We start from the raw sequence: 10,222 nt of genomic DNA on the forward strand, positions 1-10,222 counted from the left end.
GCTGTGCGTAGATGTGATCAAGAGACAGGCGACGCCGGAGGAGCGGGCTGGCGGCCTGGGGTGACGGGCAACGGCTTCTCCCTGCCGCTCCGCGGCCGGCGGCCCGGGGCGGAGCAACGCCAGAGGTGTGAGGCAGGAGGGGCGGCCGGGGGGCCTGTCCGGCGGCGGGGGCCCTTCCCCTGGCGGCGCCGAGCGCCCAACCTCGTCACGGCCATGACAGCGGATCCCTGCAACCTCGACCTCAACCTGCTGCGCGTCTTCGACGCGGTGGCACGGGAGCGGCACGTCACCCGGGCGGCGGCGCGGCTGAACCTGTCGCAGCCGGCCGTGTCCAATGCCCTGGCACGGCTGCGGACGATGCTGGGCGACGAGCTGTTCCTGCGCGCGCCGGGCGGAGTGGAGCCGACGGCGCTGGCCATGTCGCTCGCCGGGCCGGTGGCGGAGACGCTGGAGAAGCTGCGCGAGACCCTGGCGGCGCAGGCGCCTTTCGAGCCGGCGGTGTCCGAGCGGGTCTTTCCCGTGGCGATGAGCGAATATGCCGAGGCGATCCTGGCGCCCCCGCTGCTGGAGCGGATGACGCGCGAGGCGCCGGGCTGCCTGCTGGCGATCCGCCATGGCGACCGCACCAATGCCGAGGCGCTGCTGGAAGCCGGCGCGGTGCACCTGGCCATCGGCGTGCTGCCGGAACCGCCCAGCCTCTACACGCGGCTGCGGCTGCTGCCGGAGGAGTTCTGCGTGCTGCTGCGGCCCGACCATCCGCTCTGCGAGGGGGAGCTGACGGTGGAGCGCTTCGCCGCCTTCCCGCACCTGCTGCACTCGCCCAACGGATCGCGCGACGGGGCGCTGGACGAGCCGCTGCGCAAGGCGGGGCATCCCCGGCGCCTGGGGGCGGTGGTGGCCCATCTGGCGGCGGTGCCCGAGATCCTGAAGCGCACCGGGATGGTGATGACGCTGTCCGCCCGCCTCGCGCACCGCATGGCGGAGGCGCATGGGCTGGTGCTGCGGCCGGTGCCGGTGGAGATCCAGCACACGCGGCTGTCGATGATCTTCCATCGGCGCTTCGAGGCGGATGGCGGCCATGCCTGGCTGCGCCGGCTGCTGCTGGCGGTGGCGCGGGAGGTAGGCGCGGCGAAGGGCGGCGAGACGGCCGCCCCGGAGGAGCGAGAGGCGCACACCTTCCAGGCTTCGATCACAAACATGTGATAGGCTGGGAAGGGACTGGGCGAGACGGTTTCATACGGTCAGAGTATTCTCAATTCCGAACCGTTTTCTGGAATTGAAGACGAATCGATGATGAATCCGCCCTAGACCGCTGACGCCTCCCCGCGCGACCGACAGGTTGCCGCCCATGCCGATTCGCCGCTCCGGAAGGGGACGGGCGTGGCTGGAGGCGGGGCCGTGGGCAGACATCGCGGGGGCCGTCATCGCTCTGGGCTTGGGAACAAGCACCGTCCCGTCATCGCTCCCGTCTGCCTCGGCTTTTCCGCCCTGGCACGGCGCTCGACTGGAGGCCTTCCATGGCCGACACCAGCTACGCCCCGTCATCCCCTTCCCTTGGCCGTCCCGTCCGCGGGGGCGCGCACCCGCCCTGGCCGGAACGTGATGCCGGCCGCCCGGCGCGCCGCTTCCTGCTGGCCTTCCTGGGCCTCTTCCTGGGCGGGATCGGCGCGCTGGCCGGGTTGCACATGGCGCTGGCCTACCAGGCGCTGCTGCCGCCCCCGCCGCTGGCGGCCACCGACTGCATCGACGGCAAGCTCGCCCTGCTGCGGGAGGCACCGCTGGAGGACCGCACGCTGATCGCGGTCGGCTCCTCCGTCACTTGGCGCAACCTCGACATGGGACTGCTGGAGCAGCGGCTGCCGGGGGTGCGGGCCTACAACGCCGCGCCCTGCTTCCTGCATGTGGACCAGACGGCCTTCCTCACCGGACTGCTGCTGGAACGCGCGCCGCAGCTGCGCACCGTGCTCTCCGTGATGGCGCCGCGCGACTTCGAGAGCTGCGGCCCGCAGGACGCCGCCTTCGTGGACGAGGATCTCGCCCGCGCCTATCTCGCCGGCCAGGTGCCGGGTTGGCTGCCCTATGTCACCGGCTTCCGCCCGCTCTACCTGGCGCGGGAGGCGCTCGCCCGCTGGCGCGGCACCTCGCTCTCCCCCGAGGATGCGATAGCCGACCCGCTGGGCTCCAGCATCCTGGTGCGCCCCGCTTCCTACCAGCCGGCGCCGGTGCTCGATCCCGACTGTTTCGCCGCGCTGCGCGGCTTCGATGCGATGCTGGCGGACAGGGGCGTGACGCTGGTGGTGGCGACGCTGCCGGCCAAGCCGGAATGGAGCCGGCTCCACGATCCGCAGGGCCGGCTGGTGCGGAGCTGGACGCAGGCGGTGACGGCGGCGCTGGGCGGCGATGCCCGGCGCGTGATCGACGGGCGCGCCCTGCCCTGGCCCGATGCGCGCTTCGCCGATGCGGCGCACCTGCTCTACCCGAACCACCGCGACTTCACGGCGCATCTGGCGCGCAGCCTGGCGGAACGCCGCCTCGCCGGCGGATCGGCGGAGTAGCCGGCCATGCTGTTCAACTCGCATGTCTTCATCCTGGGCTTCCTGCCGGCCACGGCGGCGGGCTTCTTCCTTTGCGCGCGCCTCGCCGGGATGCAGGGCGCGCGGCTGTGGATGCTGCTGGCCTCGCTGGTCTTCTATGGCTGGTGGAGCGTGGAGTTCCTGGGTCTGCTGCTGCTCTCGATCCTGGCCAATCACGCGCTCGGCCGGATCATCCTGCGGCTGCGGCACCGCCGGCCCGGGCTGGCGCGGTGGCTCGTGGCGCTGGGCGTCGGCGGCAACCTGCTGCTGCTCGGCTGGTACAAGTATGCGGGCTTCCTGGCGCGGAACCTGGACGCTCTGACGGGGCTGAACCTCGCTCTGGATGCGGTGGTGCTGCCGCTCGCCATCTCCTTCTACACCTTCGTGCAGATCGCCTATCTGGTGGATTGCGGCCGCGGCCGCAGCGAAGCCTATGGCCTGCTCGACTACGCGCTCTTCGTCACCTTCTTCCCGCATCTCATCGCAGGGCCGATCGTCCATCACCACGAGCTGATCCCGCAGTTCCGCGCGCCCCGGACCTTCCGCTTCCGCAGCGAGGACGCGGCGGCGGGACTCGCGCTCTTCGTCACCGGGCTGGTGAAGAAGATGCTGCTGGCCGATCCGGTGAGCGCGCTGGCGACGCCGGTCTTCGCCGGGGCGGCGCAGCCGGGCATGGCCGAGGCCTGGATGGCGGTGCTGGCCTTCTCGCTCGGCCTCTACTTCGATTTCTCGGCCTATTCCGACATGGCCATCGGGCTGGCGCGGATCTTCGGCATCCGCTTCCCGCACAACTTCAACTCGCCCTACAAGGCGCTCTCCATCAGCGATTTCTGGCGGCGCTGGCACATGACGCTGTCGCGCTTCCTGCGTGACTACGTCTACATCCCCCTCGGCGGCAACCGGCAGGGGCCGGCGCGGCGGCACCTCAACCTCGTGCTGACCATGCTGCTCGGCGGGCTGTGGCACGGTGCCGGCTGGACCTTCCTGGTGTGGGGCGCGCTGCATGGCGGCTACCTCGTCGTCAACCACCTCTGGAACGGCACGGGGCGGCGCCTGTCCCCGCTGGCGGCACGGGCGCTGACGCTGCTGGCGGTGATGTTCGCCTGGGTCTTCTTCGCCGCGCCCGGGCTGGCCGAGGCGGGCTCGGTCCTGTCCGGCATGGCGGGGGCGCGGGGGCTGGTGCAGCCGGAAACGCTGGCGGCGCTGGAGATGCTGCGGCATGGCGGGATCGCCGCGCTGCGCGACCACCTGGGCGGGCTCGGCGCGCTGATCTCGCTTTCCTGGGGGCTGGCGGTGCTGGCGCTCGGCAGCGTGCTGGTGCTGGCGGCACCGAACTCGCAGGAGATCGTGGACGGCACCCCGGATGGGCGCGAGGCGCGCCTCCCGGCCCGCCTGCCGCGCTTCCGTCCGGGTCCGGTCAGCGGCGGGCTGGCGGCGATGGCCCTGCTGCTCGCCATGATGCTGATGGCGAATGTGCGGGAGTTCGTCTACTTCCAGTTCTGATCCGTGGTGTTCCGGCGTGGCGCTTCGTGGCCAGCCCCGGGGGAGAGGCGCTGCCTCTCCACCCGGACCCCCTCTCCGCCAGGACGCTGCGCGCCCTGGACCCGGGGAGTTGGTTCCAGATGGTTGCCGTCAGCCTTGCAGCGGCCGTCGCCAGAGAGCCATGCTCTCCGGCGTGATCCGGCGCCAGCAACAGCCAGCGAATGGAAGGTCCAGGAAACTCGGTTTCCTGGCGGATAGGGGGTATCGGGGGAAAGGTGGCACCTTTCCCCCGGGCCGGACGCGCAACGCCCGGGAACAGCCACGCTCAGCCCCGGCGCGGCGGGATGGTGCAGGAGGAGCGGACGAGGAAGCGCTTCTCCCGCCCGTTGTCGAGCGAGAACATGCCGCCGCGGCCGGGCACCACGTCGATCAGCAGGTCGGTATGCTTCCAGGCCTCGTACTGCGCCGCGCCGATGTAGAAGGGTGCGCCGCCGATCTCGCCCAGCAGCACGTCGCGCTCGCTGACGATGAAATCGCCCTGCGGGTAGCACATGGGCGAGGAACCGTCGCAGCAGCCGCCGGACTGGTGGAACAGCACCGGGCCGTGATCCGCCTGGATCTCGGCCAGGAGCTCCAGCGCGGCGGGCGTGGCGCGCACGCGGTCCGGCCTGGGGTCTGCCTGGGTCATGGGCACGGTCCTCCGGGGTTGTGGGGAGGGGGCGGCCCCCTCCCCGCCCATCATGCCGCGAGATCGAGCACGACGCGCCCCTCGATCTGGCCCTTGTGCATCCGGTCGAAGATCTCGTTGACCTTCTCCAGCGGCTCGGTGCTGACGGTGGCCTTGACCAGCCCATCGCCGGCGAAGTCGAGGGATTCCTGCAGGTCGAGCCGCGTGCCGACGATGGAGCCGCGCACGGTGATGCCGTTCAGCACCATGTCGAAGATCGGCAGCGGGAAGTCGCCCGGCGGCAGGCCGTTCAGCGCCACCGTGCCGCCGCGCCCGACCACGCCCAGCGCCTGCTCGAAGGCCTTGGGCGAGACGGCGGTGACCAGCACGCCCCGGGCGCCGCCGCCGGTGTGCTTCTTCACCGCCGCGGCCGGGTCCTCGTGCCGCGCGTTCACGGTGAGGCTGGCGCCGAGGCGGCGGGCCAGGTCGAGCTTCGCGTCGTCGATGTCCACCGCCGCGACATGCATGCCCATGGCCTTGGCGTACTGGACCGCCATGTGGCCGAGGCCGCCGATGCCGGAGATCACCACCCAGTCGCCCGGACGGGCCTCCGTCATCTTGAGGCCCTTGTAGACCGTGACGCCGGCGCAGAGCACGGGCGCGATCTCGGTGAACTCGATGTTGCGCGGCAGGTGGCCGACATAGTTCGGGTCGGCCACGACATATTCGGCGAAGCCGCCATTGACCGAGTAGCCGGTATTGAGCTGCGCCTCGCACAGCGTCTCCCAGCCGCCCAGGCAGTGCCGGCAATGACCGCATGAGGTGTAGAGCCAGGGCACGCCGACCCGGTCGCCTTCCTTGACGTTCTTCACGCCCGCGCCGACGGCGGAGACATAGCCCACGCCTTCGTGCCCCGGAATGAAGGGCGGGTTGGGCTTCACCGGCCAGTCGCCCTCCGCCGCGTGCAGGTCGGTGTGGCAGACGCCGGAGGCGCGTATGGCGACCTGGATCTGCCCCGGCCCTGCCTCGGGGATGGGCACCTCGTCGATGGTGAGAGGCTTGCCGAACTCGCGGACGACCGCCGCCTTCATGGTCCTGGCCATGGACGTTCTCCCAATCTCGGGGGTTGTTCAGGGTTCTGCGGTTCCCGGGCGGCGCGGGGTGGACATCCCGCACCGCCCCTCACAGCCCTTCAGAAGAAGCCGAGCTTCTTCGGGCTGTAGCTGACCAGCATGTTCTTGGTCTGCTGGTAGTGGTCGAGCATCATGCGATGGTTCTCGCGCCCGATACCCGATTGCTTGTACCCGCCGAAGGCCGCATGGGCCGGGTAGGCGTGGTAGCAGTTGGTCCAGACGCGCCCGGCCTGGATGGCACGGCCGAAGCGGTAGGCGCGGTTCGCGTCCCGCGTCCAGACGCCGGCGCCCAGGCCATAGAGCGTGTCGTTGGCGATGGAGAGCGCCTCGTCGTCGTCCTTGAAGGTGGTGACGGAAACGACGGGGCCGAAGATCTCCTCCTGGAAGACGCGCATGCGGTTATGGCCATGGAAGACGGTGGGCTTCATGTAGAAGCCTTCCGCGAGGTCGCCGGACAGGACGTTGCGCTCGCCGCCAATCAGCACCTCGGCGCCTTCCTGCTTTCCGATGTCGATGTAGCTCAGGATCTTCTCCAGCTGCTCGCTGGAGGCCTGGGCGCCGATCATGGTGGAGGGGTCGAGCGGATCGCCCTGCCTGATGTCCCCGACGCGCTTCAGCGCCTTCTCCATGAAGCGGTCGTAGAGGCTCTCATGGATCAGCGCGCGGGACGGGCAGGTGCAGACCTCGCCCTGGTTCAGCGCGAACATCACGAATCCCTCGATCGCCTTGTCGAGGAAGTCGTCGTCCTCGGCGCCGACATCCTTGAAGAAGATGTTGGGCGACTTGCCGCCGAGCTCCAGCGTGACGGGGATCAGGTTCTGGCTGGCATACTGCATGATCAGCCGGCCTGTCGTCGTCTCGCCGGTGAAGGCGATCTTGGCGATGCGCGGGCTGAGCGCCAGCGGCTTGCCGGCCTCCAGCCCGAAGCCGTTGACGATGTTCAGCACGCCGGGCGGCAGGATGTCGGCGATCAGGTCGGCGAGCACGAGGATCGAGGCCGGCGTCTGCTCGGCGGGCTTCAGCACCACGCAGTTGCCGGCGGCGAGCGCGGGGGCGAGCTTCCAGCAGGCCATCAGGATCGGGAAGTTCCACGGGATGATCTGGCCGACGACGCCCAGCGGCTCGTGGAAGTGATAGGCGACGGTGTCGTGGTCGATCTCGCTCAACGCACCTTCCTGCGCGCGGATGCAGCCGGCGAAGTAGCGGAAATGGTCGATGGCGAGCGGCAGGTCGGCGGCGGTGGTCTCGCGGATCGGCTTGCCGTTGTCGAGTGTCTCGGCGCGGGCGAGGAGGTCGAGATTGTCCTCCATGCGCTGCGCGATGGCGTTCAGCAGACGGGCGCGCTCGGCGGCGCTGGTGCGGCCCCAGGCATCCTTTGCCGCATGGGCGGCATCCAGCGCGCGGTCGACGTCGGTGGCGTCGGAGCGCGCGACCTCGCAGAGGACGCGGCCGTTGACGGGGGAGGTGTTGGCGAAGGTCTGGCCGCTGGCGGGTTCCACCCACTGGCCGCCAATGAAGTTGCCGTAGCGCCGCTTGAACGGGGAATCCGTCACGCGCAGGGCGTCGAGCTTGGTCATGCTTCCCTCCGTTGCGATCCGTCATGTATTGCGGATCGCATCGAGGATAAGCTGGGACTTCCGCCCCGGTCCTGTCACCTGCCTGGAATGCGCGGAATCCCGGGCCTGTCGCAGTTCTGCGACAGGCGCCCGCTCAGTTCGCGCCGCGCAGGCCGAGGCGGCGGAGTTTGCGGTGCAGCGTCGCGCGGCTGATGCCCAGCGCCTCGGCGGCAGCGGAAACATTGCCGCCGGCGCGCGCCAGGGCGTGCTGCAACGCGCTGCGCTCGGCCTGCAGCAGGTCCGTGGCCGGGCCGCCGGAGCCCAGCAGGTCGGCCGCCGGCAGAGGCTGGCGCAGCTTCTCGGGGGTGATGTTCAGCGCCAGGCGCGCGGCGCGCGTGGCGCCGATCACCAGGTCGTCCGCATCGATGGCCAGCAGCGCGCCAGGCGCACGGTCGTCGGCCAGCACGATGCGCGCACGCGGGAAGGCGCGGCGGAAGTTGCGTTCCTCGATGCGGCGCGCCGCCTCTCCGGTGGCGCTCGCGATCAGGCCGGTGAAGCCCTCGGTGAGGTCGGCGCGGCAGGAGGAGACGTCGAGCGCGGCGGCGAGGCGGCCTTCCTCGTCGAAGATCGGCACGGTGCTGCAACTCAGCCCGGCATTGCGGGTGTGGAAATGCTGGTCGCGGTGGATGGTGAGCGCACGCTGCTCGGCGATGCAGGTGCCGATGCCGTTGGTGCCCTCTTGCGCCTCGCTCCAGACCGTGCCGGTCCAGAGGCCCCAGTCGCGGAACTGCGCGTCGTCCGCCGGAGCACCGCGGCGTTCCACGGGCACGCCGTTGCGGTCGGTCAGCAGTACGCAGCAGCCGATCCCGCCCACCGCCTGGAACAGCCGGTCCATGCTTGGCTGGGCGAGCTGGATCAGCGGCTCCATGCGCGTCCGCGCCTCGCGCAGCTCGGCTTCCGTCATTCGCCAGGGGCCGCGGTGGTTTTCCGGGTCCAGCCCGTACTGGGTCATCGAGCGGCGCCAGGAGGCCGCCACCACGGAGCGCGCCGCCGCACCGTCCTGCAGGACGGCACGGACCTGATCGGCATGCGCGCGTGCCGGAGAACCGGACATGCTTCCCTCCCTCGGGCAAGTGGGCCTTGCTCTGGAACCAGAGCCCTACCACGGCCGCGCCCGGGGAAGGGAAGAACAAATTTCCGGGAGGCTCCCGGAAGGGCGAGGCCCACCCCGGCCGGGGCCGGCCGTCAGGGCAGCGGCGGGGCGGCCTCGAAGCCGTCCGGCAGGTGCCCCAGGGGGCGGGCGACCGCGCCGGTGTCGCGGGGCAGCCAGCGGCCGGAACCGGGCCGGGCCAGCATCGCCCCTTCCCGCATCGCCACCTCGCCGCGGGCGATGGTGATGACCGGCCAGCCCTTCACCGCCAGCCCCTCATAGGGGGTGTAGTCGATGGCGTGCCGCATCAGGGCGTTGGTGATGGTCACCTCCTTCGCCGGGTCCCAGAGCACGAGGTCGGCATCCAGGCCGGGGGCGATGGCGCCCTTGCGGTGGGCGAGGCCGGCGATACGCGCGGGCTCGGTGGCGGTGAGGGAGACGAAGCGGGCGAGGTCGATGCGCCCCTTCGAGACGCCCTCGGAGAAGAGGACCGGCAGGCGGGCGGCGAGGCCCGGGATGCCGTTGGGAATGGCATCGAAGGAGGCGTCGCGCCCGTTCCTCGCCTTGCCCCGGTCCCCCCCGAAGGAGAAGCCGCAATGGTCGGAAGAAACCACCGAGAGGGTGCCCCGGCGCAGCATCTCCCAGGTGCCCTCGTGGTCGGCGGCTTGGCGCGGGGCCGGGCTGCAGATGAACTTCGCGCCCTCGAAGCCCGGCCGGTCCATGTCCTCCGCGGTCAGGACTAGGTATTGCGGGCAGGTCTCGCCCCAGACCTTGAGGCCTCGTGCCTGGGCGCGGGCGATCTCCTCCGCCACCTCGGCGCAGGAAACATGGAAGACCTGGATCGGCTGGTCCACCAGCTCCGCCAGCGCGATGGCACGGTGCGTGGCCTCGCGCTCCACCACCGGGGGCCGCGCCCAGGCATGGTACTTCGGCGCGGTCATCCCCGCCGCCAGCAGCGCCTGCTGCCGCCAGCGGATGGCGTCGTGGTTCTCGCAATGCACATGCACCATCAGCCCGTGCCGGCGCGCGGCGAGCAGGACCTGCAGGAACTCCGCATCCGTCAGGTGCAGCGGGTCATAGGTGAGGAAGGCCTTCAGGCTGCCCACCCCGTCCGCCACCACCTGCGGCAGCTCGGCCCGCATCACCTCCGGCGTCGGGTCGGTGATCACCTGGTGGAAGCCATGGTCGATCATGCCGCGCGCCGCCCGTTCCCGGTTCGCGCGGTGCTGCGCCAGGATGCCGCCGCCCTTGAACTGCGGCGTGAAGCAGACCAGCGTCGTGGTGCCGCCCGCGAAGGCCGAGTGGCTGGCGGTGGTGAAACTCTCCTCGTGGATGCTGCCGTCGGATTGCGGCTCCTCGATATGGCAGTGCGTGTCCACCCCGCCCGGCAGCACCAGCAGCCCGTCCGCCTCGACGACCGCCGCCCCCTCCGTGGACAGGTCCTCCCCGACCGCCGCGATCCGCCCGGCCCGCACGCCCACGTCGCAGCGCCGCGCCTCTCCCCCGGCCGCGACCATGCCGCCCCGGACCACCAGCTCGTATCCCGTCATCGTTCCTCTGCCTTGGATTGGGCCTGGGAACCGGGAGGCTCTGCCTCCCGGACCCTCCGCTCAGGGGCATAGTATGCCCCCGAGACCCCGCCATGAGCGCTCCGCGAGGAG

8 protein-coding genes are annotated in these 10,222 nt (G+C 70.9%); 3 read left to right on the forward strand and 5 right to left on the reverse strand.

Features of this window, described 5'->3' with window-relative positions; genetic code table 11:
• From ROTAS13_RS13010 to ROTAS13_RS13020, 3 genes are all read left to right on the forward strand, one after another.
• Positions 1-1,203 (forward strand): LysR family transcriptional regulator (locus ROTAS13_RS13010; RefSeq protein ID WP_253187677.1); only part of this gene is annotated, 1,203 nt, incomplete at its 5' end.
• 314 nt (positions 1,204-1,517) lie between these two features.
• Entirely contained in the window at positions 1,518-2,555 is a 1,038-nt protein-coding gene (locus ROTAS13_RS13015) for a hypothetical protein (RefSeq protein WP_075822554.1), read from the forward strand.
• A gap of 6 nt (positions 2,556-2,561) precedes the next feature.
• Positions 2,562-4,076 carry an MBOAT family protein gene (locus tag ROTAS13_RS13020; RefSeq protein ID WP_075822555.1) on the forward strand — a complete coding sequence of 505 codons (1,515 nt, stop codon included), beginning with the start codon at positions 2,562-2,564 and terminating at the stop codon, positions 4,074-4,076.
• A gap of 304 nt (positions 4,077-4,380) precedes the next feature.
• On the opposite strand, the gene ROTAS13_RS13025 is transcribed toward ROTAS13_RS13020, so the two are convergent.
• The 5 genes from ROTAS13_RS13025 to hydA form a co-directional block, all read right to left on the reverse strand.
• Positions 4,381-4,743 (reverse strand): DUF779 domain-containing protein, encoded by a 363-nt coding sequence (locus ROTAS13_RS13025; protein WP_019460196.1) that lies wholly within the window; start codon positions 4,741-4,743, stop codon positions 4,381-4,383.
• 50 nt (positions 4,744-4,793) lie between these two features.
• Complete coding sequence (adhP, locus tag ROTAS13_RS13030) at positions 4,794-5,825, reverse strand: alcohol dehydrogenase AdhP (RefSeq protein WP_058389220.1); 1,032 nt, start codon at positions 5,823-5,825, stop codon at positions 4,794-4,796.
• Positions 5,826-5,914: 89 nt separating this feature from the next.
• A complete protein-coding gene (adh, locus tag ROTAS13_RS13035; protein ID WP_075822556.1) occupies positions 5,915-7,432 on the reverse strand; it encodes an aldehyde dehydrogenase in 1,518 nt (505 codons plus the stop codon).
• A gap of 133 nt (positions 7,433-7,565) precedes the next feature.
• The gene (locus ROTAS13_RS13040; RefSeq protein ID WP_058389218.1) at positions 7,566-8,525 is read right to left on the reverse strand and encodes a GAF domain-containing protein; all 960 of its coding nucleotides are present in this window, start codon (positions 8,523-8,525) and stop codon (positions 7,566-7,568) included.
• A gap of 131 nt (positions 8,526-8,656) precedes the next feature.
• Positions 8,657-10,111, reverse strand: a complete 1,455-nt coding sequence (hydA, locus tag ROTAS13_RS13045; protein WP_075822557.1) for a dihydropyrimidinase — start codon at positions 10,109-10,111, stop codon at positions 8,657-8,659.
• Between the last annotated feature and the right edge of the window lie 111 nt (positions 10,112-10,222).

This window comes from Roseomonas sp. TAS13 (assembly GCF_001950415.1).
GTDB classification, from domain to species: Bacteria; Pseudomonadota; Alphaproteobacteria; order Acetobacterales; family Acetobacteraceae; genus Roseomonas; species Roseomonas mucosa.

Bases quoted from the DNA above. Each gene is read 5' to 3' on its own strand.
- adhP (WP_058389220.1), bottom strand. From the start codon at position 5,825: ATGGCCAGGACCATGAAGGCGGCGGTCGTCCGCGAGTTCGGCAAGCCT.
- hydA (WP_075822557.1), bottom strand. From the start codon at position 10,111: ATGACGGGATACGAGCTGGTGGTCCGGGGCGGCATGGTCGCGGCCGGG.
- ROTAS13_RS13020 (WP_075822555.1), top strand. From the start codon at position 2,562: ATGCTGTTCAACTCGCATGTCTTCATCCTGGGCTTCCTGCCGGCCACG.
- adh (WP_075822556.1), bottom strand. From the start codon at position 7,432: ATGACCAAGCTCGACGCCCTGCGCGTGACGGATTCCCCGTTCAAGCGG.
- ROTAS13_RS13015 (WP_075822554.1), top strand. From the start codon at position 1,518: ATGGCCGACACCAGCTACGCCCCGTCATCCCCTTCCCTTGGCCGTCCC.
- ROTAS13_RS13040 (WP_058389218.1), bottom strand. From the start codon at position 8,525: ATGTCCGGTTCTCCGGCACGCGCGCATGCCGATCAGGTCCGTGCCGTC.
- ROTAS13_RS13025 (WP_019460196.1), bottom strand. From the start codon at position 4,743: ATGACCCAGGCAGACCCCAGGCCGGACCGCGTGCGCGCCACGCCCGCC.